Raw genomic sequence first — 26,369 nt, 5'->3', positions numbered from 1 at the left:
ATTTGCAATTTTGAAAGGCTTATCATGCGTATTTCCCCCAAAATGATATTGACGACCACCGCTGTCATCGCGCTTGCGGCTTGCTCGACCGAAGCCCCTCAGGCTGCCGTTGATGAAGGTTCCGCCGATGCGATGATGGATTCGGCCACGACTGCCGAAACCGGAACGATTGTCGATGTTGCCGTTGGCAATCCAGATTTTTCGACACTTGTCACCGCCGTAACGGCGGCTGATCTTGCGGCGACGCTGAGCAGCGACGGACCCTTTACGGTTTTTGCGCCGACCAATGATGCCTTTGCCAAGGTCGATCCGGACACGTTGAGCGCGTTGCTGACCCCGGAAAAGAAAGCCGATCTGGCGGCTTTGCTGACCTATCATGTGGTCGCCGGTGAACTGAAAGCAGCTGATGTGGTCAAGGCGATCACCGATGGCGGCGGCACAACGGTGCTGACCACCGTGCAAGGCGGCATGCTGAAAGCCACGCTGGATGGCGATTCCGTCATTCTCGAAGACGAGGCTGGCGGCAAGTCCACCGTTATATTGACCGATGTCGAGGCATCCAATGGTGTGATCCACGCGATCGATACTGTTGTCATGCCGGGATAGTTTTCATCCCCCTGAACTAGGATGAAACGAAAAGGGCTTCACCGGCTGGTGGAGCCCTTTTCTACTGGGGTTTTTGTGGGTTTCTTTCTGCTGCAGGCAAGAGTAACCCGCGCCTACGAATTTCATCACCGTTCGAGCGCAAGGTGCGGCGAACGGTTTGATCACAGGAAAGGAAATTCATGTTCAACGCCCCCAAAATTATTCTGGCATCTACCCTGTTGGCAATGGTACCGGCCTGTTCTTCGGAACTGAGCAAAGAGGAACAGGAAATCCTCGACGCGCGCATCGCTGACGAGACGAAACCGACCAATCTGATCGCCGTTCTGCAGGCCAATCCCGACCTCAGCACCGCAAGCACAATGCTTGGTCTTTCCGGCGTCGGCGCGGAACTGGACAGCAGTGGTTCCTACACCGCATTTGCAGCGACCAACGAAGTCTATAATAAAATGGAAGCGGAAAAGCTGAGCGAGCTGATGCATTCGGACAACAAGGATGATCTGGCCGGCATCACGAAATACAGCCTGGTCGAAGGCAAAATGACCTCGGCCGACATTGCCAAGGCTATCACAGATGGCGGCGGAACCGCGAGCATCACGACGTTGCAGGGCGGCGCGATCAAGGCGACCATGGACGGCGACAAAATCGTCCTCGAAGACGGCGCTGGCAACAAGGCCAATGTGACCCAGGCCGATGTTGAATCGAGCAATGGCACGCTTCACATCATTGATGCTGTCCTGATGCCGAAATAGGTCCGGATATCCAACGACAGACAAGGCCTCGCATGATTGCGGGGCCTTTTTTGTTGGCACCGGGTCGGCTAACATCCTGTTTGCACAGAAGGAGCGAGATATGCCGCAATATTGGCTGATGAAATCGGAGCCGGATGAATATGGCTGGGATGATCTGGTCGCCGAGGGCGAAGGCACCTGGGACGGCGTGAAAAACGCGCAGGCGTCGAACAATATGAAAGCGATGGAAAAGGGCGATCAGGTTTTCTTCTATCACTCGCGCCAGGGGCTGGAAGTGGTTGGCATCATGGAGGTCAGTGAAGAGGCCACGCCCGATGTAACCACCGATCCGGATCGGTGGGTGGTGGTCAAGGTGAAGCCGGTGCGGAAGCTGGCCAACCCGGTGTCACTGAAGGCGATGAAGCAGAATCCAGAGTTGAAGGATCTGGCGATTATAAGGCAGTCGCGGCTGTCTGTGGCGCCGGTTACGGAGAGCGAGTGGACGGCGATTTTGGAGATGGCGGGTGAGTGAAGGCAATCCGGTCTGGCCCGAAATTCTAACGGCGATAGAGCGAGCCGTCGCCCCCGAGATCGGAACGGGCAAGGTCGCCGATTATATCCCGGCCTTGGCCAATGTCGATCCTCGCAAATTCGGGCTTGCCGTTGCGCTGTCCGATGGACGGATGGAAATTCTCGGCGACGCAGATGAACCGTTTTCGATGCAGAGCATATCCAAGATATTCACCCTTTCGCTGGCTCTCAAAGCGGTCGGCGACCGATTATGGGAGCGGGTCGGGCGGGAGCCGTCGGGGTCGCCGTTCAATTCGATCGTCCAGCTCGAAAATGAACAGGGCATACCGCGCAATCCGCTGATCAATGCCGGGGCTATTGTAACCACCGATCATCTGGTCGAACATTATTGCGCCGACAGCGCTGGCGCGGAGCCGGCGATTGTCGAGCTGCTGACGATGCTCCGCCGGCTGGCGCAGGACGACACGATTCAGATCGATAGCGCCGTCGCCCTGTCGGAAGCGGAATCCGGATCTCGCAACCGGGCGCTGGCGCATTTCATGGCGGCGTTCGGCAATATGGCCAATCCGGTGGAAAAAGCGCTGGCCGCTTATTTCCGCCATTGTGCGATCGCAATCACTTGTCGACAACTGGCCCGGTCGGCGCTGTTTCTGGCCCATGAAGGCCGCGATCCGGTGACCGGCGAGCAGGTTGTGACCCGCCAACGCTGCCGCCGGATATTGGCGGTGATGATGTTGAGCGGCCATTATGACAATAGCGGAGACTTTGCGTATCGCATTGGCTTGCCCGGAAAAAGCGGGGTCGGCGGCGGAATTTTGGCGGTTGCTCCAGGCTATGGGACGATCGCGGTCTGGTCACCGGGGTTGAACCGTGCAGGGACATCGCGAGTCGGCAGCATTGCGCTGGAAGAACTGGTGCGACAGACGGGATGGTCGGTGTTTGGCTAGCGTGCGGATGGTCGGCCATCGGGCCTATCCGCTGATATCTGGTGAGCCTAGCCGGCCAATATGATCGCGGCCGTTTCCTCAATGGTTCCGGCCACCAGCAGCGGGGACCCTCCGACCATACCAACTTTGGTCTGACCGTCAGCGTCGGTGCGCAGCCACGCGATATTCTCGACAACTACCATGTAATTGCCGCCGTGCGATTTGAGTAAAACGAATTTCATGAGGATGTCTCCAGACAGCTGTGGCTATGCGCTGCAAACCTCTTTTATGCATTAACGACGGGTGCGAAATGCAGTCCTGTCTGATCTGCCCGGCGAACTTTGAGTTTATGAACTGATTGAATTTGCGCAGCAATGCATTCAATGCGCCCGGATGACCATGATCACCCTTCTTTTGCTGTCGCTGGGCCTGGCCATGGATGCCTTTGCTGCGGCGGTTGCGCAGGGCGCGGCCAGTCGCCCGAACCGTAAAACCGCGTTGCGGATGAGCTTGGCCTTTGGCCTGGCTCAAGCAATTATGCCTTTGCTGGGCTGGGCGCTGGGAATCGCTTTTGCTGCTATTATGGCGTCGGCGGCCCACTGGATCGCTCTCGCTTTGTTGACTATTCTCGGCCTCCGGATGATCAAGGAAGGTCTGGATCGCAACCCCGAAGAGCCAATGAAAGAATTGTCATTATGGCCGCTGCTGGTGGTTGCCATTGCCACCAGCATCGATGCCGCCGTTGCCGGTATTACCTTGCCGACGATTGGCGCGCCGATTGTCCTGGCCTGCGTGGTGATCGGACTGACGACCTCGCTGCTAACCTATCCCGGCGTGTATCTGGGGGCGCTGGTCGGAGCAAGAATCGGCAAATGGGCCGAGGTTCTGGGCGGGCTGATCCTGATTGGTATCGGGATCAAAATCTTTGTGGCGCAGCAATATTTTGGTGGCTGACTGAGCCTATTTTCCCCGTAATCCGCTTACCGTCGCGCCAGCCGCTGTCAAAAACTCGACATCGGTTTTCAGGTGCAGGAGCCGCAAGCCCTTACGCTTCATCGCCTCTGCCAGAGCGGGCGCAAATTCATCGGTGGTTTCCACCGTTGTGCTCCATCCGCCATAGGCCTTGGCCAGCGCCGCGAAATCCGGGTTCTTCAACGACGTCGCTGACAGTCTTGCCGGATATTCGCGTTCCTGATGCAGGCGGATGGTGCCGAAGCTGCCATTGTCGATCACCAGCACCAGCAGGTTCGCGTCATACTGGATCGCGGTGGCCAGTTCCTGGCCGTTCATCATGAAGTCGCCGTCGCCTGCGATCACCACCGAGACGCGGTCGGGAAAGCGCAGGGCGGCGGCAACCGATGCGGGGACGCCATAGCCCATGGCACCGGATGTCGGGGCTAGCTGGCTGGGGTAGGCGCCATATTTCCAGTAACGGTGCCACCAGCCGGAGAAATTACCGGCGCCGTTGCAGATAATCGCATCGGCGGGAAGCTGCTCCTGCATCGTGGCAACGCATAGGCCGAGGTCGAGTTTGGCCGCCGTGGGTTGCGGGGTAGACCATTGCAGATAGTCCTGATGCGCCGATTTGCCCGCGTCGAAGGTGAGGAGATCGTCGTCCCACAACGCCACCTGTTCGGCAAATTCGTCCATCTCGGCGCAGATTGGCAGGTCGACGCAATAGACATGGTTGAGTTCGTCAGGATCGGGATGGACATGGACGAGAATCTGGTCGGGATGGTCGGGGGTGATCAGCGTGTAGCCATCGGTGGTCGCCTCACCGAGCCGTGCGCCGACCGCGAGCACCAGATCGGCATCCTTGATCCGCTGGGTGAGCTTGGGATTGGGGCCGTAGCCGAGATTGCCGGCATATACAGGACTCTCGTTGGGGAAATTGTCCTGCCGCCGGAACGCCACCGCTACCGGCAGGCCGATGCGTTCGGCATATTGGGCGAAATAATGTTTGGCCTTGTCGCTCCAGCCGGCGCCGCCGACGATCGCAATCGGGTCGGTGGCATCGCGTAGCATATCGGTGAGCGTTGTCATTGCGTCGGGGCAAAGTGGCTGGGCCGGGGCAATCACCTTGGGCCGGTCGAGCGCCTCGACCTCGTCGCGCAGCATATCCTCGGGCAGGGCAAGTACCACCGGGCCGGGACGTCCCGAACTGGCGGTATCAAAGGCGCGTGCGATATATTCCGGGATCCGCGCCGCATTGTCGATCCGCGCCGCCCATTTGGCGAGCGGTGTGAACATCGCGGTGAAATCGACTTCCTGAAAACCTTCGCGGTCACGGTCATCGCGCGAAACATCGCCGATAAACAGGATCATCGGGGTGCTGTCCTGCATCGCGGTGTGGACACCGATGCTGGCGTTGGTTGCGCCGGGGCCGCGGGTGACAAAGGCGATGCCGGGCGCGCCGGTCATCTTGCCATCGGCCTCGGCCATGAAGGCGGCGCTACCGTCCTGACGGGTGGAGACGGTCTGGATGGTGCCGCAGTCGTGGAGCGCATCGAGGACAGAGAGAAAGCTCTCGCCGGGGACGGTGAAAATCCGGTCGGTCCCCTGAATGACCAGCTGATCGACCAAAATCTGCGCGCCGGTGCGTTTCATCATGTTTCTCTCTCCTTGCTCACCCGCAGTTTTAGCTGCGCTATTGGTTTATAGGACTCACGCGATGACGCAAAGCCGCGAAGAAGATTTGGGAACGTCTTCTCTTTGCGGCTTCGCGTCTTCGCGTGAATCCATCATAATGCTGTCGCGGTCTCCAAAATTCAGGCTGGAGCCCGGCAATCGATGTGCAGCAGATGGCATAAAGTTCACTGCCTAGGCCTGATGGATTGCTTTGGTCACCATATAGGCTTTCAGTCCGTCCGGTCCGTCTTCCGATCCGTGGCCGCTTTCCTTGACGCCGCCGAAAGGCGCATCGCCGGGGCTGACCGTCAGATTGTTGATCGCCACCATCCCGGCCTCGATCTTGTCGCCGACCATATTGGCGGTATGCAGATTATTGGTGAAGGCATAAGCGGCGAGGCCCAGCGGCAGGCGGTTGGCCTGTTCGATGGCTTCGTCGAGCGTGTCAAAGGGCCGCATCACCGCCACCGGCCCGAATGGTTCGTCGTTCATGATATTGGCGTCGAGCGGGACGTGGGACAGAACCGTGGGGTCAAAGAAAAAACCTTTGTCGCCGCGCCGCTCGCCGCCGAGCCGGACGTCGGCACCCTTGGTCCGTGCATCCTCGATCATCGCGCCCATGGCGCTTGGCCGACGCGGATTGGCAAGTGGGCCCATGTCGACAGAGTCAAAGCCGTCACCGACACTGATCTTTTGCGCGCGTTCTGTGAAAGCCTTTTCAAAGCGATCATAGATGCCGGACTGGACATAGAAGCGTGTCGGCGAGACGCAAACCTGACCAGCGTTGCGGAATTTTCCGGTGACGACCAGATCGAGCGTCTTTTCCAGATCGCAATCATCGAAGACCAGTACCGGTGCGTGACCGCCGAGTTCCATGGTGGTGCGCTTCATGCCTTCGGCAGCGAGCTTCATCAGATGCTTGCCGACCGGAACCGATCCGGTGAAGCTGATTTTGCGGATCACTGGTGAAGCGATGAGATGGCTGGAGACCTCCGCCGGATCGCCAAAAACGACTTGCGCCACGCCGGAGGGCAGTCCCGCATCGACGAGACAACGGATCATTTCGATCGGGCTGGCCGGGGTTTCTTCGGCCGGCTTGAGGATGATCGAGCAGCCGGCGGCTATCGCCGGGGCGAGCTTGCGCACGGGTGTGAAAACCGGGAAGTTCCAGGGACTGAACGCCGCAACCGGTCCGACCGGCTGATATTTGACGAAACTATTCTGGCCGGCCGGGCGCACAAGAACGCGGCCATAGCAACGCTTGGCTTCCTCGGCCATGATGTCGAAATGGCTGGCGGAAGCAGTGACTTCGCCAATCGCCTGAGCCAGCGGCTTGCCCTGTTCGTAGGTCATCAGGCGTCCGATTTCCGGTGCCCGTTCGCGCATCAGGTCGGCGGCCTTGTGCAATATCACGGCGCGCTCGGCTACCGATGTATCGCGCCAGATCGGAAAGGCGCGGTCGGCTGCGTCCAGCGCCCGGTCGAGATCGGCCTTGGTCGCCTTGGGCAGATCGGAAATGGCCTCGCCGGTCGCTGGATTGACGACCTGATGGACCTCGCGATCCTCGCCATCGATCCATTCGCCATCAATGTGGAGTTGCAATTTTTTGGGATATGCGTTGGACATAGTTGCTCCTGAAACCGTTTGTCTAAGCACTAGACTTGTCGCCGGATTCCCGCAATGACTGTGAAAAATATTGAGAGGGAATAGTCATGGAGATAGTCACCGAGGGCCTGCGCTTTCCAGAAGGGCCAATCGCGATGCCGGACGGCAGTGTCATATTGGTCGAAATCGAGGCGCAGCAGCTCACCCGCGTCTTGCCGGACGGCACCAAACAACTGGTCGCGAAAACCGGCGGCGGCCCCAATGGCGCGGCGATGGGACCCGATGGCAAAATCTATGTCTGCAACAATGGCGGCTTTGAATATCATGACGAAAATGGTTTCCTGACCCCCGCCGGGATTGCCAAGGACTATGTCGGCGGCAGCATCCAGCGAGTTGATCCCGAAACCGGCGAATTCGAAACTCTCTATAATGACGGCGACTTTGGCTGCATCCTGCGCGGTCCCAACGATATACAGTTCGACGCGCATGGCGGCTTCTGGTTCACCGACCATGGCAAGACCGATTACGCCAAGCGCTGCCACGACATTGTCGGGATTTTTTATGCCAAGGCCGATGGCAGTCATCTGGAAGAAGTGATTTTTCCTTCGAACAATCCGAACGGCATCGGCATCTCACCGGACGGGAACACGCTCTACGCTGCGGAGACCTTCACTTGCCGGCTGATGAAATTCAACATCACAGCACCCGGTAAGGTTGCAGCTGATGCCGGACCCGGCGGTCCGGGTATTCCGCTCTATCGTCCTTCGGGCTATAAATTTTTCGACAGCCTTGCGATGGAAGAATGCGGCAATATTTGCGTCGCCACGATCGGCGAGTGCGGGATCAGCGTAATTTCACCGGAAGGTGAACTGGTCGAATTTGTCGAGACGCCGGATATCTTCACCACCAATATCTGTTTTGGCGGCGAGGATATGATGGATGCCTGGATATGCCTGTCGGCAACCGGAAAACTGGTCAAGACCCGCTGGAAACGGCCGGGGCTGAAACTGGAATATCTCAACAAATAGGAATCAGCTTTGGCTAGAATACATCAGGAACCACATAAGCTCGACCGGGTAGGCTGGCTGCGTGCCGCCGTTCTCGGGGCCAATGACGGGATTGTCTCGACCGCCAGTCTTGTTGTCGGAGTCGCGGCTGCCGCTACGACACAGGACACAATAATGCTCACCGCTTTTGCCGGGCTGGTGGCGGGTGCGATGTCGATGGCGGCGGGTGAATATGTATCGGTCAGTTCGCAAGCCGACAGCGAGAAGGCGGAGCGGGCCAAGGAAGCCTGGGAATTGGAGCATCAGCCCAAGGCCGAGCGGATCGAGTTGATATCGATCTACAAGAATCGTGGATTGACCGCCGATCTTGCCGAACGGGTCGCCGATCAGCTGACTGCTCATGATGCTCTGGGCACGCATTTGCGCGACGAGCTCGGCCTGACCAAGCATTTTTCTGCCAAGCCGTTGCAGGCGGCGGCTGCTTCTGCTCTGGCATTTGCAGCTGGTGCGATCTTGCCGGTGATCCTCGCGGCGCTATTGAGTGGCCAGATGCTGATCTGGGTCGTGTCCGGTGCAGCATTATTGTTGCTTGCCGCGCTGGGGGCGGTTGGAGCGATACTCGGCGGGGCGCCGATTTTCAGACCGGTTGTTCGGGTGACTTTCTGGGGTGCCGCGGCGATGGCCGCGACCGCCGTTATTGGATCGATTTTTGGAGCTGTTGTTGCATGAAATATGAGACTGTAATTTTCGACTTTGGCGGCGTGATCACATCCTCGCCTTTTGAAGCATTCAACCGGCTGGAGGCCGAAAAAGGTGTTCCGCATGATAGCGTCCGCCGGATCAACAGTGCCAATCCCGACGACAATGCCTGGGCACGGTTCGAACGTGCGGAACTGGATGGAGCGGGTTTTGACGAAGCTTTCGCTGCAGAGGCGCGCGCTATCGGTATCGAGTTGCGCGGCGCCGATGTGCTGGCGCGGCTGGCCGGCGATGTGCGGCCCAAGATGGTGGCAACGCTTGACCGGTTGAAGGCCGAGGGCTTCACGATATCGTGCATCACCAACAATGTGCCGGCTGGCAAAGGCGCGGGCATGGCGATGGATGACGAGAAGGCAGCGGCGGTGAAGGACGTCATGCTGCGCTTCGACCATATTATCGAGAGCAGCAAGGCGGGCGTGCGCAAGCCCGACCCGCGGATTTACCAGATGATGTGCGAGACGCTGGACGTCGAACCGGCGCAATGCATCTATCTTGACGATCTCGGGATCAACTGCAAACCGGCAGCGGCGCTTGGCATGGCGGCCATCAAGGTGTCGGCGGAGCAGCAGGCGCTCGACGATCTTGGCGCGCTGTTGAACATGCAATTGCCGTGAAACATTGGGCGAATCCGATTTAACCTGTAATATATTCGTCATCAATGAGTCGTCGAATGGTCGTGAAATCGCTATAGCGCGACGGGGATTGCAAGGTTGCAAGGTTGCGGGGATTCGTGAGTAATAGCTTTTCGGACAGATTTGGCACCATGACCCGCTGGTATAACCAGAAGGGGCCTTATCCTGTTCTGTTCGCCATATTGGCTGTTTTGCTGCTGGTCCAGACGGTTCGCCTGATCTGGCTGGTGCTGACCCCGCTGGGCCCTGTTGGCGATTATCGCGCCGATGACGTGGAAATCCTGTCACCGCAATCGCGCCTGACCCTGTTCAGCAGCTTCGATCCGTTTTTCCGCAGCGATGCAGCGCAAAGCGCCAATGTGGTGACATCGCTGCAACTAACCCTCTTCGGTATTCGCATGAACGAGGCCTCGGGACTGGGTTCGGCGATTCTGGCCGGGGCCGACGGGGTGCAGACAAATTATGTCGTGGGCGAAGAAATCATGTCCGGTGTCACGCTGAGCAGCGTTGAGTTCGACCATGTGATCATCGATCGCGGCGGGGTTCGCGAAAGCCTGTATCTCGACCAGTCGATACCGGCGCAAACGGTAGGCACGGACGATCCGGTTGCGCCTGCGTCCCTGACCACAGGCGGCAATGAAATTCCCGGTGTCGCATCGCTGGCGCCGCGCAACGATCAGGGCCGGGTGACCGGTATCGTGATTTCTCCTCTCGGAGATGGCGCGATGTTCAACAACGCCGGTTTTCGTAATGGCGATATCATCGTGTCGATCAACGGCAATCCGGTCGGTTCGACCAGCGATATCGAAGCATTGAAAAGTCAAATCCGGCCGGGCACACGTCTGTCGGTCGAAGTAGAGCGCGGAGCCGATACAGTTCCGATAGCAGTCAATCTGGGAGCCCCTTAATGCGTAGCTTATTCACCCGGATTATGGCGGTCCTTGCGCTTTGTGCGAGCCTGTCGGCTGCGCCAGCGTCGGCCCAGCACACGCTCAATGTCCGCGATGCCGATATTCGTGCGTTCGTTCAGGACGCGGCGAAGGTCACCGGCCGTACCTTCATTCTCGACAGCCGGGTGCAGGGCAAGGTTTCGGTGGTTACCGACCGTCCGCTCAGCCGTTCGGAATATTTCGAGATATTCCTGTCGACCCTGCGCGCCAATAATCTGGTTGCAATCCCCACGACCCGTGGCGCTTATCGCATCCAGCCCGCCGATGGCGCGGCTTCGCAGCCCAGCCGGATCGGTTCGCGCGGCGCGGAGGGTAATCAGCTGGTGACCGAGGTGGTACGGCTCAAATCGATTGTCGCGACCGAAGCGCTGGAAACCCTGCGTCCGCTGGTCAGCAAGCAGGGGTCTATCACCTCGAACCGCAACGCGAACAGCCTTGTGATCGTCGACTATGCCGACAATATCCGCCGCATCCGCAGTCTGGTCGGAGAGATCGACCGCGACAGCGCCGCCAGCACCATCATCGCGTTGAAAAATGCCGGTGCCCGGGAAATCGCAACCTCGCTGCAGGCCTTAGCCGCGCAGGGCGGCGGTGAAGGCCTGCGCGCGCCGGTGACCGTGGTGCCGATCGACAGCAGCAATAGCATCGCCCTGCGCGGTGATCCCGGTGCGGTGACGCGCTTTGCGCAAATGGCACGCGAGCTGGACAAAGGCGCGGAATCGGGCACCGAGATACGGGTCCACCGGCTGGACTATGCCAATGCCGAGCATCTCTTGCCGGTGATCGAGAATTTGCTGGGCAGCAAAGGGACGGGCGGCGGCTCTGCGACGGTTACACCGGCTGGCGGCGGTGAAGGCGCGGCGGTATCGGCTGCCAGTGGCGGCGGCAATGGCATTGCCAGCCGTGGTCCGTCGATCGTGACCCGTCTGGAAGGAACCAACGCGATCATTGTCGCTGCCAATCCCGACGTCCAGCGGATGATCGGTGAAGTGATCCGGCAGCTGGATACGCGTCAGGAACAAGTAGTTGTCGAAGCTATCATCGTCGAAATTTCGGAGTCTCTGGCTCGCGAACTGGGCGTGCAATGGCTGGTCGGCGGCGAGAATGTACCCTTTGCCGTGACCAATTTCTCCAATGCCTCGCCCAATATTGTCGACGTTGCCGGCGGATTGTTAGCCAACCAGTTTGACACGACCACGACCACCACAACCGATACCGCGACAACGGTGACGACAAACAGCTCGGTCGGTGACGTATTGCTCGAAAATGCCGCCGATTCGGTGCTCAGCGCGCGCGGCGGCTTTGGCGGCTTTGCAACCAGCCTGGGGGGTAGCGCCATATTGGGTGCGATCATCAACGCGATCCAGTCGGACACCGACAGCAACGTGCTGTCGACGCCGTCGCTGACGGTGAACAACAATCTCAAGGGCAGCATATTGTTCGGGCAGGAAATTCCGGTGTCGACCGGTGAAGCGCTGTCCGGCAATTTCGACAATGCGTTTCGCACGATCCAGCGGCAGAATGTCGGGATCGAGCTGGAAGTGACCCCGCAGATCAATGCCGGTAACGAGGTGCGGATGGAATTGCGCCAGCAGGTCAGCTCGATCGCCGGTCCGGTTTCCGATGATTTCAACGAGCTGATCATCAACAAGCGGGAAATCAACACAACGGTCACGGTTGGCAATGGCGAGATTATCGCGCTCGGCGGCCTGCTCGACGACAATGAACGGCGCACGATCCAGAAAATCCCGTTTCTCGGTGATATTCCGCTGATCGGAGAATTGTTCAAATCGCGCGGCCGATCACGGGTTAAAACCAACTTGATGGTCTTCATTCGCCCAACGATCCTGAAAGATCCGAACGATGCACGGCGTTTCTCGAGTGCGCGCTATGGGTATATCCGTGATCGCCAGCTTGCCCGCACTCCGGACGAGGAGCCGTCGATTGACGCTCTGGTCCGCGATTATCTCGGGACTGTACCGCCATCGGTCGACGCGCGTCCGGATGACCAGATCATCTATGCCCCGGGTGAAATGCCTGCGGTCAGGGACAGCGGCATGATCGAGCAGGCTCCTCTGCCGGCGAGCGAGACCAGCGGGAATCCATGATGGAAATCGCCCGGGGAACAGAAGCACTTGTCTCCGAAGCGGATGGCGGGCTGGTGATGCCAACAGTCGCCAAAGACCTGCCTTATTCCTATGCTCGTGATCATGGTCTGCTGATACAGGATCGCAGCAGTGAACGACTGTCGCTGGCGATGCGGGAAGGCTCCGATCCGTCGGCCTTGCTCGAGGTGCGCCGCTATGTGGGGCAGTCATTTGATGTGGAACTGGTCGAAGGTCCGGCGTTCGAGAAGCTGCTCAGTGCCCATTATGCGATGGACGGCTCAGCCGCCGCCATGGCTGGCGATATGGCGCTGGCCGGCGAGGGGCTGGACGATATTGCGGGAGACATCCCCAGCGCCGAGGATCTGCTCGACAGCGCCGATGATGCGCCGACGATAAGGCTGATCAACGGAATTATTGCCGAGGCAGCGCGGCAGGGTGCTTCAGATATCCATATCGAACCTTATGAAACGGGACTGGTTGTGCGGATGCGGGTCGACGGCGTGCTGACCGAGAAGCTCCGTATGCCGCCGCATGTCGCGGGCGTGATCGTCAACCGGATCAAGGTGATGGCGCGGCTTGATATCGCCGAGCGGCGGATACCGCAGGATGGCCGGATCAGTCTGACACTGGGCGGGAAATTGCTAGACGTGCGCGTGTCCACTCTGCCTAACCGGGCAAGCGAGCGTGTGGTGATGCGGATTCTCGACAAGGAAAGCGCCGGTATCTCGCTCGATCTGCTTGGCATGTCGCCAAGCACCCACGCGATCCTGACCGATGCGCTCTCGGAACCCAATGGTATCATCCTTGTCACCGGACCCACGGGCTCGGGCAAGACCACCACGCTTTACGCCGGTCTCAAGCAGCTCAACGATGGTAGCCGGAATATCCTGACCGTCGAAGACCCGGTCGAATATGCGATCGAGGGGATTGGCCAGACGCAGGTCAATGCGAAAGTGGGCCTGACTTTTGCCGCCGGACTGCGCGCGATCCTGCGGCAAGACCCCGACGTCGTGATGATCGGCGAGATACGCGACCGGGAGACAGCCGAGATTGCGGTGCAGGCTAGCCTGACTGGTCATCTTGTACTGTCTACCGTACACACCAATGATGCAGTCGGCGCGATCACGCGGATGCGCGATATGAAGGTGGAGCCGTTTTTGCTCGCCTCGACCCTGCGCGCGGTGATTGCCCAGCGGCTGGTGCGCAAATTGTGCGAACATTGCCGCACGCCGATAGAGGTTGATGGCTCGCTGGCCTCGCTACTGGGATTCGACAATGGAACGGTGGTCTACCGCGAGACTGGGTGCGAACATTGCAACCAGACCGGCTTTCAGGGCCGCATCGGCGTGTTCGAGGCGATTCGTATTGATGACACGTTGCGCAAGCTGATCAATGATGGTGGCGATGAGGCCGCTATCTCCGCCCATGCGTTCCGCAACCAGCCCCATCTCGGCGTCGCCGCGAGAGCGCTTGTCCGCGAAGGCTTGACCACGCCCGAGGAAGCGATCCGCATCTCCCGGCGCGAAAGCGAAGCGGTCGATGCCTGAATTTGCCTATACCGCGATCGATCCCAAGGGTCGGGAGAAGACCGGGCGGCTGGCGGCGGCCAGCGATGATGCGGCCCGGGCCAAGCTGACCGAGCGGAATTTCTATGTCGTCAAAATGGAGGCCGCGCAGGGCAAGTCAGGCAAGCGGGGCAAGGAATCCGCCGGTTTGTTCGGTCCGAAAAAGCTGACATCCAAAGAACTCACTTTGTTCACGCGGCAATTATCGTCACTGGCGCAGGTCAGCCCACTGGAAGAAGCGCTGCGCCTGATCGGCAACCAGAATGAAAAACCGCATGTGCAGCAGCGGATCGCGACGGTGCACGGCGGGGTGATCGAGGGACAGCGGTTGTCGGAGGCGATGCGGCGCGAACCGAAAAGCTTTCCGCCGCTCTATCGGGCGATGATTGCCGCCGGGGAAAGTTCTGGCACGCTGCCCGATATCACCGAAAGACTGGCGGACTTGCTCGAAAGACAGGCGGAATTGCGTGGGAAGTTGATCGGCACATTGGCTTATCCGGCAGTGCTGGCGCTGGTTTCGATCATCGTCGTTGCACTTCTGATGATCGCGGTTGTGCCCAAGGTTGTCGAACAGTTTGACGATGTGAACCAGCAACTGCCGATGATCACGCGGATTGTCATCGGAATATCCAGCTTTCTCGCAGACTGGTGGTGGGCGATTGCGATCCTGATCGGACTGACGCTGCTGTTTGGCTGGCGCGCGCTCAAGGAGCCCAAACTCAAATATCGTTTCGACGGCTTTCTGCTCCGTCTGCCGTTTTTCGGGCGGTTGCTGCGCGATCTGCACGCGGCGCGTCTGGCGCGGACACTGTCGACCATGGTGGCCAGCCGCCTGCCGATTATCGAGGGGCTGCGGCTGACCACCGAAACGATCCACAACAGCGTATTGCGCAAGGCTTCGGAAGATATGGTGGAAGCGATAAGAGGCGGCGGCAGCCTGTCCACGGCGCTCAAGAATACAGGCGTTTTCCCGCCGATGCTGGTCTATATGACCTCCAGCGGCGAAGCATCGGGACAGCTTGATGACATGCTGGCCCGGGCGGCGGGTTATCTGGAACGGGAATTTGACAATTTCAGCTCGACCGCCTTGTCCTTGCTCGAACCAATCATCATTGTGGCGCTTGGCGGGCTGGTCGCGCTGGTGATATTGGCGATATTATTACCGATCCTGCAGCTTCAGAATCTTGCCGGACTATAGGGCCGGAAAAAGGAATGATCATGACGACAGAAATTGAAAACCCAGACGCGGCTCCGGCTCCGGAAGCCAAAAAGCAGCAAAAAAAGCCCAACGGCTTCACTCTGGTCGAGTTGATGGTGGTTATCTTCATCCTCGGCTTGCTGACCACCATTGTGGTTATCAATGTGCTGCCCAGTCAGGACCGCGCGATGGTCCAGAAGGCGCGGGCGGATATTGCGACGCTTGGTCAGGCGCTCGAAATGTACCGGCTCGATAATCTCAGCTATCCCGGTTCGTCTGATGGGCTGCAGGCGCTGGTTACGGCGCCCCCGTCTCTGGCCACCACAGCACGCTACCGCCAGGGCGGCTATATCAAGAAACTGCCCGACGATCCGTGGGGACGGCCCTATCAATATGACAATCCCGGTCGTCAGGGCCCCGGTTTTGATCTCTATTCGCTGGGCGCCGATGGCGCGCCGGGCGGCGATGATGACAATGCCGATATTTACGCAGAATAAGACCAGCAACGCGTGAACCAGAATATCCTCCTGATTGCCTTTCCGGCCACCGCTGACGAGGCGCTCTATTGGTGGCATGCCGTCGATGGCGCGGTGCAGGCATGGGGTTGTGATCCGGATCCGCTCATGGCCTCACAAGCTTATGGGCCGGATGCGGCGCAGGTGGATGTGAGCGTGATCGCGCTGGTGCCGTCGCATCTGACCAGTATCATGGCACACGAGGCGATCAGCGGCGCAAATGAAAGCCAGACGCTTGCCGCAGCCACCATGGTCGCAAAAGCGCAAAGCCTGGAAGGCGAGAAGGTCCATATCGTCGCTACTGCTGATGGCGAGGGCGGGGTGATCACGGCTTCGGTGGGTCGGGATATATTGTCGGCCGGACTGGTTCATCTGCAGGCGTTGAATATCGAGCCCGATGCGATCATTCCTTCGGGCTGGTTGCTGCCGGTTTCCGGTGACGGCGCGCTGTCTGCGGATTTCGGATTTGATCAGGTCGTTCGTGCGGACAATATCATCGCCAGCGATGATCCGGCGCTGCGCGAGTTTCTATTTGCCGATCGTGTCGTCACGCCGATCACCGGCGATGCCTTTGACGCCATGCTGGTCGGTGCCTCCGAAAAAACCGATCTCAATTTTCGAAGCGGGCCGTTTGCGAAAAAGACGCAGCGGGCGATGGACGCGAAACAGAAGCGCCGGCTTGGCTGGATGGCGGCGGCGCTGGTCATCATCTCGCTTGCCATTCCGCTGGTGCAACTGGCCCAATATCATTGGGCGGCGGGTGCTGGGGACGAGGCGGCTCTGGCCAGTGCCGCTGCAGTCGTTGGCGAGCAGGAGAATCCAGATAGCGCCGAACGCGCGCTCGACCAGCGGCTGATTGCCGAAAATCGCGGTAATATAATGTTCCCGGTTCCGGCCTCGGCGCTTTATTCCGCGCTGCAACAGGTACCCAATGTGTCGATAACCCGCATGGTTTATGGCGAGAACGGGATCGTGTCGGCGACATTGTCCGCGGTCCGTAACGAGGATATCAATCCTGCCCTTCTGGCGATGCAGGAAGCGGGCTTCATCATCACCGCGACCCCGCGCACCGATGCTACGGGTTCGGCGCAGGCGGATATAACGGTGAGGGCACCATGATCGACAATGCGAGAAACTGGTTTGCCGGACTCAGCCAGAGGGAAAGGATATTGGTCGGGATTGCCGGTCTGTTGCTGGCGGGACTGGTCGGCTATTATGGCATCACACGGCCGATGTTCGGAGCGATGACCGCTGCAGAAGAGCGCTATGTGGATGCGGTCGAGCGGCAGGCGCGGATTGAAGCCAAGGTTGCGGCGCTCCAGCAACCGATGGACGGGCAAGTGGCCAAGTTCAGCGGCGCTATCGACGCCTTTGTCAGTCAAAGCGCGGGTGAGACGGGTATTGCGGTGGCTTCTGTCACGCCGCAGTCGGATAACCGGGTGAACATGGTAGTCGAATCGGCCAAGCCGACGGCGCTCTTTGGCTGGCTGGCGCGGATCGAACGGGAAGGCATCGCGGTCGAATCTCTCAGCGTTAATCCTGCTGGCAATGGAGCGGTCTCGGCAACGCTGACCTTGCGATCACATTAGCCGAACGGTTTTAGACGAACCGTTTTTCGTCCGCTATTCAGCCGGTTCGATATGATGCTGCTTGGCTTTGGCCGGGAACATAATCCCACCGTCGTCGGCTGACATGGCTTCCGGTTCTGCCAAGCCTGGCATCGCGACCTTCGCCTTCTTAAGGACCCATTCGCCCTGTTCATTGCGAATATAGGCAGGCGCTCGCTGGACATTCCAGACCAGACCCATTTTCTCCCACGCATAGATGATCTGGCCGTTGAGATCGAATTCCCACCATGCGATTTTCGACGAAGCCGCGCGGGGGTGCTGGTGATGGTTGTTGTGCCAGCCGTCGCCAAAGGTCATCCACGCCATGAACCAGTTGTTGCGCGACCCGTCCTTGGTCTTGAACCGCTGCGAGCCAAAGACATGGCCGATGCTGTTCACGCCCATGACAAAGTTCAGGAAGAAGAAGTTGCGGAAAAAACCGCCGATCAGGATGGTGCCGATGATATACTCCGGCCCGCCGAATGCCAGCGCCCAGAGAGCCGGCAGGACGATGCTCGAGAAGATTGCGATCGACCAGCGATGCTTGTGACACCACAAGACCTGCGGATCGTCGATCAGGCCCTTGCCGTAGATATTCATGTCGGACGTCGCATTGTCAAACAACCAGCCGAAATGGGCAATGCCCAAACCTTTCAGCTTTCCCATTTTCTTGCCGTGGCCGTCGACATAGGGGCTGTGCACGTCACCGACATCGTCGGAAAAGGCGTGATGGCGGCGATGGTCGGCTGCCCATTTCAGGACCGAAGCCTGACAGGCCATTTGCGCCATGATACCCATGGCGAGACGCATTTTTGGCCCCGCTTCGAACGCACGGTGAGTGAAATAACGGTGATAGCCGATACCGACGCCCATGTTGATCAGGGCAAAGCCGAACAGGAACGCAGACCATTCTACCCAGCCGGTGGAATGTGTGAGGGTCCAGTACAAGGCGCCGAGAGAGCCCAGTACCATCGTCGAAAGCAATATGCCATATTCGATGCGCTTCGCCCGCGCAGCCGGTCCGCCAATGATGACGCCATGCTGTGGATGCTGTTCCGACGGTGTATATTCGTCGGGTTGAATGTCGCTAAATGCGGTCGCCATCGCCAAAATTCCTCGAAATTTTACTCGAGAATACAGGATATAGGCTATTTGCGATGATTACAATTCTATTAACTATTTGGCAGCACGGAGCGCGGCAACGCGCGTCGCCGGGCTAGTCGTCGTTGAGGGGTTTGCGCCCGTTGCCAGTGTTTTCCCGTGAATTGCGAGCAGGTTCCGTGCGCGGCGGTCTGGTGGCTCTATCCGCCCGAGCAGCCGGTTGTGGTCGGGATTGGGGCTGTTCGACCGCCCTTGTCGGGCGCCGGTCCGGACGGCCGGCTTGATCACCGCGACCGCGGGTTGGTGCTGCCCGGTCCGTCCGGTCCGGTCGTGTCGCTCTTGGCTCCGACCGATCGCCGCGTTCGTTGCGCGCGCCTCTATTGTCGCGCTCGTCGCCGCGTTGCTGGCTGCGGGTGTTGTCACGGCTCGAATCTCGCGATCCATCCCGGCGGTCATATCTCTGATCGCGGCGATCTCCGCGTCGATCGGAATTTACATTGCGATCTCTGCGATCTCTGGCGTGATGTCCGCCATATTCGGCGCGCTGGCGGGCCCAGTGGCGCCGGTGATTGTCGCGCATCGCGTGGCGCCGGCCGCCGCGATCAAAGATATAGATGCCATAGCCGGGATAATAATATTGATCATACCAGCCGCCTCCATATCCGATATTGGCAAAGCCATAGCCATAGTCGCAGGCGTAATAATCGTCGAACGGCGCATAGGGATCACAGTCATATCCGCGATTATTGACATAGCCGTCTCCATAAGCGCCGCCGCCATACATGCAGCCGCCGAGACTCCAGAGCGCGCCTGCGGCTACAGCAGACTTCAGGAGCCGGGGCGTTATAAAATTGGTCATGATCGTTCCTTTGAAACCGGTCCCGCGGCACCAGCCATACAGGGTTGCGATTGTTCATCTATTGCCCCCACCAGTAAGCCGCTGTCATTGAATAGCTTATGAATGGAGTGGCTTGCTGACATTGATGAAAGTAGCTACGATGGAATTCAAACACCAGTTCAGGAGCACTCCCGTGGCTACAATTGCAGCAAAACCGCATGGATATCCCTTTCAGGAATCGGCTAACCCGCATTGGGTGAAGCGGCCAAGTGAAGAGGATCTGGCGCATATTCCCGGCGAGAAAGGTTTGCCGGTTCTCGGTTGTACGCTGGACCTGCTCAAGGACCCGGCTGGTTTTGGGCGCCGGATGTTCGAGCAATATGGTTCGGTCTACCGTGCCTTCAGTTTCGGCGGATGGTCGGTCAACATGCTCGGTGCTGACGCGGCTGAATTGATATTGTTCAACAAGGACAAGATATTCTCGAGCGAACAGGGTTGGGGGCCGATACTCAACAATCTTTTCCCGCGCGGCTTGATGCTGATGGATTTCGAACGTCATCGGGCGGACCGCAAGGCGCTTTCAGTCGCTTTCAAACCCGGACCGATGAAGCATCACTGTCAGGTGCTGGGCGAGGGCATCTTGGATCGGGTTGCCGATTGGGGCGGGACTGAATTCAATTTTTACCCGGCGATCAAATCCCTGTCGCTCGATACCGCTGCCAGTGCCATTCTCGGCATCCCATGGGGGCCGGAAGCAGACAAGATCAACAAGGCTTTCGTTGATGAAGTGCAGGCATCGGTCGGGGTGGCACGCAAGCCCATTCCTTTTACCAAAATGTGGAAGGGCGTGAAGGCGCGCGAATATCTGCTCGAATATTTTACCCCGCAGGTAAAAGAGCGTCGCGCCAAGGGTGGCGAGGACATCTTCACGCAAATCTGTCTGGCGACCCATGAAAATGGCGAGCTGCTGACCGAGGGCGAAGTCGTCGATCATATGAATTTCCTGATGATGGCGGCGCATGACACGATTACCTCGTCGGCGACCAGCCTGATCTATCTGCTCGCCAAACATCCCGAATGGCAGGACAAGATTCGCGAAGAATGCTTGTCGGTGGCGCCTGCCGGGACGGCGCTGTCGATGGAACAATTGGGTAAGCTCGAACTGACCGAAATGGCCTTCAAGGAAGCGCTTCGGCTGATCCCTCCGGTGCCTTCGATGCCACGCCGGGCGGTGAAGGAATTTACTTTCCGCAATTACACGATTCCAGCCGGGACATCGGTCGGGGTCAGCCCCAGCTTTGTCCACAAAATGGAAAAGCACTGGCCCAATCCGGAGAAATTTGATCCGCTGCGCTTCACGCCGGAAAATTCGGTCGGTCGCCACAAATATGCATGGGTGCCCTTCGGCGGCGGCGCACATATGTGCCTCGGGCTGCATTTCGCCTATATGCAGATCAAAATTTTGATGCATGCGATGCTGACCCAGAACCGCGTCGTTTTGCAGGGAGGGCCGGATTACGAACCCAAATGGCAAGTCTTTCCGATCCCGCAGCCCAAAGACGGACTGCCGATAAGACTTGAGCCAATTTAGTCGTCGAGCTAGACGATATGCGTTCTCGGGGCTTCAAGTCTCTATGATATAGGACGTTTTCGCTTTGGAGAGAGCGGATGAATAGGGGGGATTAACATGAATATCTTACGCATTGTTACCATATTGGTCGGGCTGGTCCCGCTATTTCTGGGTATCACCGGGATTCTTTTCGGTGCCGCGGAACATAGTGGCGGGGAAGCGGTGAATAGCGCACTCGACAGCCAGTATCGCTATCTCGCCGGGGTCTATGTTGCGGTCGGTTTGATGACCCTCTGGTCGGCGGGCGATATCAGGGCGCGCGCGAGCTTTCTGCGCTTTGCGATGCTTGGCTGGTTCATTGGCGGGCTTGGCCGGGTCGTGTCATGGTTGACGGTTGGCGAGCCGGCAAGCTGGCAGGTCAGCGGCACGGCCGTCGAACTGGTAGTGCCGGTTTTGCTGCTGTTGTGGCAGCGGCGGGTTTTGAGGCGCTAGGAAAAATATTCCGGAAACCTGGCTTTGATGATTGCCACCAGATCAGGTTCCATAAATTTGTAATTGTCCGGTATGGCGAGATTGCGCACAGGCGTATGTCTTAGCTCTGTGCCAAATTTCCGGGTAATTTTCTTCTTGTGGGCGGTCTCCATCACATAGATGATATCCGCCCATTCGACCAGATCGCCGGATAGCGTCGTTTCAGCGTCGTTATTCGTACCTGCGGAAATGGCGCTCACTGTTTCCACACCATTTAGCACCGCTTCGGCGGTCGGACTGCGCAATCGGTTGCGGGAACAGACAAACAGAAGCCTTGCCGGTTCGCCGCTCACTTCGCCAGCATATCCTTCAGATAGCCGCCGGTGAAGCTGGCCTTGACCTTGGCCACCTCTTCCGGCGTACCTTGCGCGACAATTTCGCCGCCGCGGACGCCGCCTTCGGGGCCGAGGTCAATGATATGGTCGGCGGTCTTGATGACGTCGAGATTATGCTCGATCACGATCACGCTATTGCCTTGTTCAACCAGCCGTTGCAGCACTTGCAGCAGCTTGCGGACATCCTCGAAGTGCAGGCCGGTGGTCGGCTCGTCGAGAATGTAAAGCGTCTGCCCGGTTGACCGTTTTGACAGTTCCTTGGCCAGCTTGACCCGCTGGGCTTCGCCGCCCGAGAGTGTCGTCGCCTGCTGGCCGACCTTCACATAGCCGAGGCCCACTTCATAGAGCATTGCCATCTTGTCGCGGATCGGCGGCACCGCCTTGAAGAAGCTCACCGCATCCTCGACCGTCATGTCGAGAATATCGGCGATCGACTTGCCTTTGAACTTCACCTCCAGCGTTTCGCGATTATAGCGTTTGCCGTGGCATTCCTCGCAGGTGACGTAAACGTCGGGCAGGAAGTGCATCTCGATCTTGATCAGCCCGTCCCCGCGGCAGACTTCGCAGCGGCCGCCCTTGACGTTGAAGCTGAACCGGCCCGGCTTGTAACCGCGAACCTGCGCCTCGGGCAGGCCGGCAAACCAGTCGCGGATATTGGTGAAGGCACCGGTATAGGTCGCCGGGTTCGAACGCGGGGTGCGGCCGATCGGTGACTGGTCGATATCAATGACTTTGTCGCAATATTGCAGGCCGGTGATCTTGTCATGCTTGCCGGCAATCACCCGCGCGCCGTTGAGCGTCCGCGCCGCTGATGCGTAGAGCGTATCGATGGTCAGCGAGCTTTTTCCCGAGCCGCTGAGACCGGTGACGCAGGTAAATGTACCAAGCGGGAAGGATACGGTGACATTTTGCAGATTGTTGGCTGTGGCGCCGTGCACGGTCAGCTTCTTGCCATTGCCCTTGCGCCTTTTCTTCGGCACTTCGATTTCGCGCGTGCCGTTGAGATAGGCGGCGGTCAGCGATTTCTTCGATTTCAATATCTGCTTGAGTGTGCCTTCGGCAACGACCTCGCCGCCATGGACGCCGGCACCCGGCCCCATGTCGACGACCCAGTCCGCGGTGCGGATCGCGTCCTCGTCATGTTCGACCACGATCACCGTGTTGCCGAGGTCGCGCAGCCGCTTGAGCGTGGTCAGCAAGCGGTCATTGTCGCGTTGGTGCAGCCCGATGCTGGGCTCGTCGAGAACATAGAGCACGCCGGATAATCCCGATCCGATCTGGCTGGCCAGACGGATGCGCTGGCTTTCGCCGCCGGACAATGTGCCGCTGGTCCGGTCGAGATTGAGATAGTCGAGCCCGACATTGTTGAGGAAGCCCAGTCGCGCGATAATTTCCTTGAGGATCGGTTCGGCAATCTGGGTCTGCGTCTTGTCCAGCTTGGCACCCAATGTCTCGAAAAATTCGAGCGCATCGCCAACGCTCCGGCGGGTGGAGATACTGATATCCTCGCCAGCGATCTTGACCGCCAGCGCTTCCGGCTTGAGCCGCGCGCCGTGACAGGTTTCGCAAGGCGCAGCTGCCTGAAACTTGGCCAGTTCTTCCTGCATCCAGGCGCTTTCGGTCTGCAACATCCGCCGTTTGAGATTGCCGACAACACCCTCGAACGGTTTCTTTACTTCGTATGATTTGCGACCATCCTGGAAGCGGAGCGTGACCGGCAGGCCTTGCGTACCGTTGAGCACGATATCCTTATGATGTTCGCTCAATTCGTTCCACGGGGTCTCGAGATCAAATTCGAACTGCCGAGCGAGACTGCCAAGCACCTGCATATAATAAGGCGAGGGCGGGTTGGATTTCGCCCAGGGCACGACTGCGCCCTTCTTGATGCTGAGCGCCGGATTGGGCACGATCAATTGGGTATCGAAATGGAGTTTCTCGCCGAGACCGTCGCACGACGGGCAGGCGCCTTGCGGGGCGTTGAACGAGAACAGCCGTGGCGCGATTTCCTCGATCGTGAAGCCGCTGACCGGGCAGGCGAAGCGCTCGGAAAAGACGATCCGGTTCGGGGGAAGGCCGGTGCCTTTCATCTTCTTGCTCGTAGGTTCCGGTTTGAAATTCGCGCTGGCTTCCGCGACGCCTGGTGCTTCGACAAGCTCAGCACGAACGGGTTGCTTTGTCGCACTGGTATCTTCAGCACCCGTTCGTGCTGAGCTTGTCGAAGCACCATTGGCGAGCGCTTCCTCGACCGTACCATCAGCCAGATCGACAAAGGCCAGTCCGTCGGCCAGCCGCAGCGCGGTCTCGAAACTGTCGGCGAGCCGCTGCTCCATGCCTTCGCGCACGACCAACCGGTCAACCACGACCTCAATGTCATGCTTGTATTTTTTGTCGAGCTTCGGCGTTTCCTCGATATCGTAAAATTCGCCGTCGACCCGGACCCGGGTGAAGCCGGCCTTCTGCCACTCGAGCAATTCCTTGCGATACTCGCCCTTGCGGCCGCGCACGACCGGGGCGAGCAGGAAGAAGCGGGTCTTTTCGGGCAAGGTCATCACCCGGTCGACCATCTGCGAAACGGTCTGCGCGGTGATCGGAAGGCCGGTCGCCGGCGAATAAGGCACGCCGGCGCGCGCCCAGAGCAGGCGCATATAATCGTATATCTCGGTCACTGTCGCGACGGTCGAGCGCGGATTGCGGCTGGTGGTCTTCTGCTCGATCGAGATCGCGGGCGAAAGCCCTTCGATATGCTCGACATCGGGCTTCTGCATCATCTCGAGAAACTGCCGCGCATAGGCGCTGAGGCTCTCGACATAGCGCCGCTGCCCCTCGGCATAGATGGTATCGAACGCAAGGCTCGATTTGCCGCTGCCGGACAGGCCGGTGATCACGATCAGCTTCTCGCGCGGAAGCTCGATATCCACGCCCTTGAGATTATGCTCGCGGGCGCCTTTTACTTTGATGTGGGTCAGACTCATGCGGGTGCTTTGCAGAAGATGCCGGAGAGAGTCCAGCGGGCCAAAAGAACAGGGTGGTCCCCGTTATATGTTCAATGTTTGTTCTGTTTTCAAGGGGGAGTTTTTTGGGGAGCGTGATGGGGGTCACGGGTGTTGGAGAGACGTGTGGGGCATTGGGTATCTCATCTTAAAGAAACTCGAGGGGCAATATCATGAAAAAGCAAATCGTATCCATGTTGTTGGTTTCCAGCTTGCTAACAGGCTGTGCATTCAACGAACAGTTGCATGGTGTAGCCGTTAATCACAATAAGCTGGTAGCTGATACAGCAAATGAAATTACGCTGCTCAATATAGTTAGAGCCAAAAATCGCCAGCCAATGCACTATACCTCCATGAAGACGTTGCGCGGGAATATGTCGGTTAGCACAACTGCTTCTTTGGGCGCTGGAATTGTGGAGCAGACAATTGGATCAACCTTCACTGATCCGGGGACGCCGTTTTCGGGAAACCTTCGTGAAACATCTCGGACAATGAATAACGGACCAGAGACTTTTTCTCCGAGTTTGGCGGCAAATATTGCAACAAATCCTAATTTTGAAATTTCGATTTACGACAACAAAGCTTTTCAAAGCGGGATCATGACACCCGTATCTCTGGGCCTTTTCAAGTATTTCTTGTCGAACGGTTGGCCGGAAGACTACTTGGCTCAGTTGTTTGTTGAGCGCATCGACTTTTATGATTTGTCTAATGGTTCCAACATTGGTGACCTTGACAATGATCCTGACCAATACGAAAAACACGAAGCCTTTTTGGCATTTCTCCAGCAGTATAATCTAGCTATTGTATCGAAAAAAATTGACCCAACTGCGCTGTTCCCACTCAGTAAATTAGAAGGTGCATTGTCATTGAAAGACATCAGTGTTTTGGATGGGAAAAACTTTGATATTGGTTCAAGCGGCGGAGTAACCAGTGTACATCGTAAAAACGGATCGCAAGATCTAATCGGTTTCGTTCCAGAGGATCAGCTGAGTTTAATAGATCGGCCTGCTTATGTGTGCCTAGATGATAAAAATCTGAATCCAGATGATGAATTCCAGAAGCAAGTAATTTCTGAAGCGAAGGCGAAATCGGCAAACGGGAAATCAAAAAAAGAGCAAATTTTTCCATCGAGATCATTCGGCTTTTCTGACGTCGACGAGAAGGCGCGGTTTGTTACAATATCGGAACTTGGTCCGATTTGCTATTTTGATCGAAAAGGAGTTTACGTTGAGGTTAGCGCGCCGATTGTGACTATTCGTTCTCCAGATGGAATTTTATACTATCTTGGAGAATATATTCGCGAACAAGAATCACGTGGATCTCACGACGAAAAGGTTATTGCCGTTTACACGGAAGGATCGAATAAGAAGCCACTTATATCGACGGTATACCGGGGGCAGCGCCATTTTATTGCCGAGGACGCGTTGCATGTACCTGGAGCAAGCAGTAAGAAACCTAAAGACCGCAGCGCCCAAACATTGGGGTTAGTGCAACAACTCATTAATTTGCATAAAAGCGCTGAAGATTTGCCAGCCGCATCTTCTGTCGTGGTTGCGCAGTAATGAAGAACCTGTCCTGAAATTGAAACGCTATCTAAGTAACCGAAGTGCGACGCTATCCTGCACTCAATGAAGAGAGG

The 26,369-nt window shown here is 58.0% G+C and carries 25 protein-coding genes; 18 read left to right on the top strand and 7 right to left on the bottom strand.

What is annotated here, in order from left to right; genetic code table 11:
• The first annotated feature begins 24 nt into the window (after positions 1-24).
• The 4 genes from ACWFTY_RS15895 to ACWFTY_RS15880 all read left to right on the top strand — a co-directional run bounded on the left by ACWFTY_RS15895 (position 25) and on the right by ACWFTY_RS15880 (position 2,812).
• Complete coding sequence (locus ACWFTY_RS15895) at positions 25-606, top strand: fasciclin domain-containing protein (RefSeq protein ID WP_447525152.1); 582 nt, start codon at positions 25-27, stop codon at positions 604-606.
• Positions 607-785: 179 nt separating this feature from the next.
• On the top strand, positions 786-1,355 hold the full coding sequence (locus tag ACWFTY_RS15890; RefSeq protein WP_447525151.1) for a fasciclin domain-containing protein: 570 nt from the start codon (positions 786-788) through the stop codon (positions 1,353-1,355).
• A 100-nt stretch (positions 1,356-1,455) separates the two neighbouring features.
• Positions 1,456-1,866, top strand: coding sequence for an EVE domain-containing protein (locus tag ACWFTY_RS15885; RefSeq protein WP_447525150.1), 411 nt, complete (start codon positions 1,456-1,458; stop codon positions 1,864-1,866).
• Positions 1,859-2,812 carry a glutaminase gene (locus ACWFTY_RS15880; RefSeq protein ID WP_447525149.1) on the top strand — a complete coding sequence of 318 codons (954 nt, stop codon included), beginning with the start codon at positions 1,859-1,861 and terminating at the stop codon, positions 2,810-2,812. Before ACWFTY_RS15885 ends, ACWFTY_RS15880 begins: the two co-directional genes overlap by 8 nt.
• 47 nt (positions 2,813-2,859) lie before the next feature.
• Here the strand turns inward: ACWFTY_RS15880 and ACWFTY_RS15875 are convergent, their stop codons facing one another.
• Complete coding sequence (locus tag ACWFTY_RS15875; protein WP_447525148.1) at positions 2,860-3,033, bottom strand: hypothetical protein; 174 nt, start codon at positions 3,031-3,033, stop codon at positions 2,860-2,862.
• Between the two features lie 151 nt (positions 3,034-3,184).
• Between ACWFTY_RS15875 and ACWFTY_RS15870 the strand changes: the two genes are divergently transcribed.
• Positions 3,185-3,745, top strand: a complete 561-nt coding sequence (locus tag ACWFTY_RS15870) for a manganese efflux pump MntP (protein WP_447525147.1) — start codon at positions 3,185-3,187, stop codon at positions 3,743-3,745.
• A 6-nt stretch (positions 3,746-3,751) separates the two neighbouring features.
• On the opposite strand, the gene ACWFTY_RS15865 is transcribed toward ACWFTY_RS15870, so the two are convergent.
• Together ACWFTY_RS15865 and ACWFTY_RS15860 are read right to left on the bottom strand one after the other, a co-directional pair.
• A complete protein-coding gene (locus ACWFTY_RS15865; RefSeq protein ID WP_447525146.1) occupies positions 3,752-5,401 on the bottom strand; it encodes a thiamine pyrophosphate-binding protein in 1,650 nt (549 codons plus the stop codon).
• 210 nt (positions 5,402-5,611) lie between these two features.
• Complete coding sequence (locus ACWFTY_RS15860; protein WP_447525145.1) at positions 5,612-7,045, bottom strand: NAD-dependent succinate-semialdehyde dehydrogenase; 1,434 nt, start codon at positions 7,043-7,045, stop codon at positions 5,612-5,614.
• A gap of 86 nt (positions 7,046-7,131) precedes the next feature.
• On the opposite strand from ACWFTY_RS15860, the gene ACWFTY_RS15855 reads away from it, so the two are divergent.
• The 10 genes from ACWFTY_RS15855 to gspM all read left to right on the top strand — a co-directional run bounded on the left by ACWFTY_RS15855 (position 7,132) and on the right by gspM (position 17,347).
• Complete coding sequence (locus ACWFTY_RS15855; protein ID WP_447525144.1) at positions 7,132-8,052, top strand: SMP-30/gluconolactonase/LRE family protein; 921 nt, start codon at positions 7,132-7,134, stop codon at positions 8,050-8,052.
• 9 nt (positions 8,053-8,061) lie between these two features.
• Entirely contained in the window at positions 8,062-8,760 is a 699-nt protein-coding gene (locus ACWFTY_RS15850) for a VIT1/CCC1 transporter family protein (RefSeq protein ID WP_447525143.1), read from the top strand.
• On the top strand, positions 8,757-9,404 hold the full coding sequence (locus tag ACWFTY_RS15845) for an HAD-IA family hydrolase (protein ID WP_447525142.1): 648 nt from the start codon (positions 8,757-8,759) through the stop codon (positions 9,402-9,404). The genes ACWFTY_RS15850 and ACWFTY_RS15845 overlap by 4 nt, the downstream gene beginning before the upstream one ends.
• 116 nt (positions 9,405-9,520) lie before the next feature.
• Positions 9,521-10,330, top strand: a complete 810-nt coding sequence (locus ACWFTY_RS15840) for a type II secretion system protein N (protein ID WP_447525141.1) — start codon at positions 9,521-9,523, stop codon at positions 10,328-10,330.
• Entirely contained in the window at positions 10,330-12,480 is a 2,151-nt protein-coding gene (gene gspD, locus ACWFTY_RS15835; protein ID WP_447525140.1) for a type II secretion system secretin GspD, read from the top strand. Before ACWFTY_RS15840 ends, gspD begins: the two co-directional genes overlap by 1 nt.
• Complete coding sequence (gspE, locus tag ACWFTY_RS15830; protein WP_447526916.1) at positions 12,480-14,027, top strand: type II secretion system ATPase GspE; 1,548 nt, start codon at positions 12,480-12,482, stop codon at positions 14,025-14,027. Before gspD ends, gspE begins: the two co-directional genes overlap by 1 nt.
• Positions 14,020-15,243, top strand: coding sequence for a type II secretion system inner membrane protein GspF (gene gspF, locus ACWFTY_RS15825; protein ID WP_447525139.1), 1,224 nt, complete (start codon positions 14,020-14,022; stop codon positions 15,241-15,243). The genes gspE and gspF overlap by 8 nt, the downstream gene beginning before the upstream one ends.
• Before the next feature lie 20 nt (positions 15,244-15,263).
• Positions 15,264-15,740: a type II secretion system major pseudopilin GspG gene (gene gspG, locus ACWFTY_RS15820; RefSeq protein WP_447525138.1), complete on the top strand. Its 477-nt coding sequence runs from the start codon at positions 15,264-15,266 to the stop codon at positions 15,738-15,740.
• A 12-nt stretch (positions 15,741-15,752) separates the two neighbouring features.
• A complete protein-coding gene (locus ACWFTY_RS15815; RefSeq protein WP_447525137.1) occupies positions 15,753-16,877 on the top strand; it encodes a hypothetical protein in 1,125 nt (374 codons plus the stop codon).
• Entirely contained in the window at positions 16,874-17,347 is a 474-nt protein-coding gene (gene gspM / locus ACWFTY_RS15810) for a type II secretion system protein GspM (protein WP_447525136.1), read from the top strand. Before ACWFTY_RS15815 ends, gspM begins: the two co-directional genes overlap by 4 nt.
• A 33-nt stretch (positions 17,348-17,380) precedes the next feature.
• On the opposite strand, the gene ACWFTY_RS15805 is transcribed toward gspM, so the two are convergent.
• Together ACWFTY_RS15805 and ACWFTY_RS15800 are read right to left on the bottom strand one after the other, a co-directional pair.
• Positions 17,381-18,469, bottom strand: coding sequence for an acyl-CoA desaturase (locus ACWFTY_RS15805; protein WP_447525135.1), 1,089 nt, complete (start codon positions 18,467-18,469; stop codon positions 17,381-17,383).
• Positions 18,470-18,581: 112 nt separating this feature from the next.
• The gene (locus tag ACWFTY_RS15800) at positions 18,582-19,325 is read right to left on the bottom strand and encodes a hypothetical protein (RefSeq protein WP_447525134.1); all 744 of its coding nucleotides are present in this window, start codon (positions 19,323-19,325) and stop codon (positions 18,582-18,584) included.
• Between the two features lie 172 nt (positions 19,326-19,497).
• Between ACWFTY_RS15800 and ACWFTY_RS15795 the strand changes: the two genes are divergently transcribed.
• Both ACWFTY_RS15795 and ACWFTY_RS15790 read left to right on the top strand, forming a co-directional pair.
• Positions 19,498-20,895: a cytochrome P450 gene (locus ACWFTY_RS15795; RefSeq protein ID WP_447525133.1), complete on the top strand. Its 1,398-nt coding sequence runs from the start codon at positions 19,498-19,500 to the stop codon at positions 20,893-20,895.
• 96 nt (positions 20,896-20,991) lie between these two features.
• Positions 20,992-21,366, top strand: a complete 375-nt coding sequence (locus ACWFTY_RS15790) for a DUF4345 domain-containing protein (RefSeq protein WP_447525132.1) — start codon at positions 20,992-20,994, stop codon at positions 21,364-21,366.
• Here ACWFTY_RS15790 and ACWFTY_RS15785 read toward each other — a convergent pair.
• Complete coding sequence (locus ACWFTY_RS15785; RefSeq protein WP_447525131.1) at positions 21,363-21,698, bottom strand: low molecular weight protein tyrosine phosphatase family protein; 336 nt, start codon at positions 21,696-21,698, stop codon at positions 21,363-21,365. The genes ACWFTY_RS15790 and ACWFTY_RS15785 overlap by 4 nt on opposite strands.
• On the bottom strand, positions 21,695-24,712 hold the full coding sequence (gene uvrA, locus ACWFTY_RS15780; RefSeq protein WP_447525130.1) for an excinuclease ABC subunit UvrA: 3,018 nt from the start codon (positions 24,710-24,712) through the stop codon (positions 21,695-21,697). The genes ACWFTY_RS15785 and uvrA overlap by 4 nt, the downstream gene beginning before the upstream one ends.
• A 191-nt stretch (positions 24,713-24,903) precedes the next feature.
• Between uvrA and ACWFTY_RS15775 the strand changes: the two genes are divergently transcribed.
• Positions 24,904-26,292: a hypothetical protein gene (locus ACWFTY_RS15775; RefSeq protein WP_447525129.1), complete on the top strand. Its 1,389-nt coding sequence runs from the start codon at positions 24,904-24,906 to the stop codon at positions 26,290-26,292.
• The last annotated feature ends 77 nt before the right edge of the window (positions 26,293-26,369 follow it).

This window comes from Parasphingorhabdus sp. NYA22, assembly GCF_976973735.1.
The sequence above is the reverse complement of the archived record's forward strand: the minus strand, read 5'-3'. Positions and strand labels throughout refer to the sequence as shown.

Excerpts from the sequence above, each read along its gene's own strand:
- ACWFTY_RS15895 (WP_447525152.1), top strand. The coding sequence starts at position 25 with ATGCGTATTTCCCCCAAAATGATATTGACGACCACCGCTGTCATCGCG.
- ACWFTY_RS15890 (WP_447525151.1), top strand. The coding sequence starts at position 786 with ATGTTCAACGCCCCCAAAATTATTCTGGCATCTACCCTGTTGGCAATG.
- ACWFTY_RS15885 (WP_447525150.1), top strand. The coding sequence starts at position 1,456 with ATGCCGCAATATTGGCTGATGAAATCGGAGCCGGATGAATATGGCTGG.
- ACWFTY_RS15875 (WP_447525148.1), bottom strand. The coding sequence starts at position 3,033 with ATGAAATTCGTTTTACTCAAATCGCACGGCGGCAATTACATGGTAGTT.
- ACWFTY_RS15870 (WP_447525147.1), top strand. The coding sequence starts at position 3,185 with ATGACCATGATCACCCTTCTTTTGCTGTCGCTGGGCCTGGCCATGGAT.
- ACWFTY_RS15865 (WP_447525146.1), bottom strand. The coding sequence starts at position 5,401 with ATGATGAAACGCACCGGCGCGCAGATTTTGGTCGATCAGCTGGTCATT.
- ACWFTY_RS15860 (WP_447525145.1), bottom strand. The coding sequence starts at position 7,045 with ATGTCCAACGCATATCCCAAAAAATTGCAACTCCACATTGATGGCGAA.
- ACWFTY_RS15855 (WP_447525144.1), top strand. The coding sequence starts at position 7,132 with ATGGAGATAGTCACCGAGGGCCTGCGCTTTCCAGAAGGGCCAATCGCG.
- ACWFTY_RS15845 (WP_447525142.1), top strand. The coding sequence starts at position 8,757 with ATGAAATATGAGACTGTAATTTTCGACTTTGGCGGCGTGATCACATCC.
- gspD (WP_447525140.1), top strand. The coding sequence starts at position 10,330 with ATGCGTAGCTTATTCACCCGGATTATGGCGGTCCTTGCGCTTTGTGCG.
- gspE (WP_447526916.1), top strand. The coding sequence starts at position 12,480 with ATGGAAATCGCCCGGGGAACAGAAGCACTTGTCTCCGAAGCGGATGGC.
- gspF (WP_447525139.1), top strand. The coding sequence starts at position 14,020 with ATGCCTGAATTTGCCTATACCGCGATCGATCCCAAGGGTCGGGAGAAG.
- gspG (WP_447525138.1), top strand. The coding sequence starts at position 15,264 with ATGACGACAGAAATTGAAAACCCAGACGCGGCTCCGGCTCCGGAAGCC.
- gspM (WP_447525136.1), top strand. The coding sequence starts at position 16,874 with ATGATCGACAATGCGAGAAACTGGTTTGCCGGACTCAGCCAGAGGGAA.
- ACWFTY_RS15805 (WP_447525135.1), bottom strand. The coding sequence starts at position 18,469 with ATGGCGACCGCATTTAGCGACATTCAACCCGACGAATATACACCGTCG.
- ACWFTY_RS15800 (WP_447525134.1), bottom strand. The coding sequence starts at position 19,325 with ATGACCAATTTTATAACGCCCCGGCTCCTGAAGTCTGCTGTAGCCGCA.
- ACWFTY_RS15790 (WP_447525132.1), top strand. The coding sequence starts at position 20,992 with ATGAATATCTTACGCATTGTTACCATATTGGTCGGGCTGGTCCCGCTA.
- uvrA (WP_447525130.1), bottom strand. The coding sequence starts at position 24,712 with ATGAGTCTGACCCACATCAAAGTAAAAGGCGCCCGCGAGCATAATCTC.
- ACWFTY_RS15775 (WP_447525129.1), top strand. The coding sequence starts at position 24,904 with ATGAAAAAGCAAATCGTATCCATGTTGTTGGTTTCCAGCTTGCTAACA.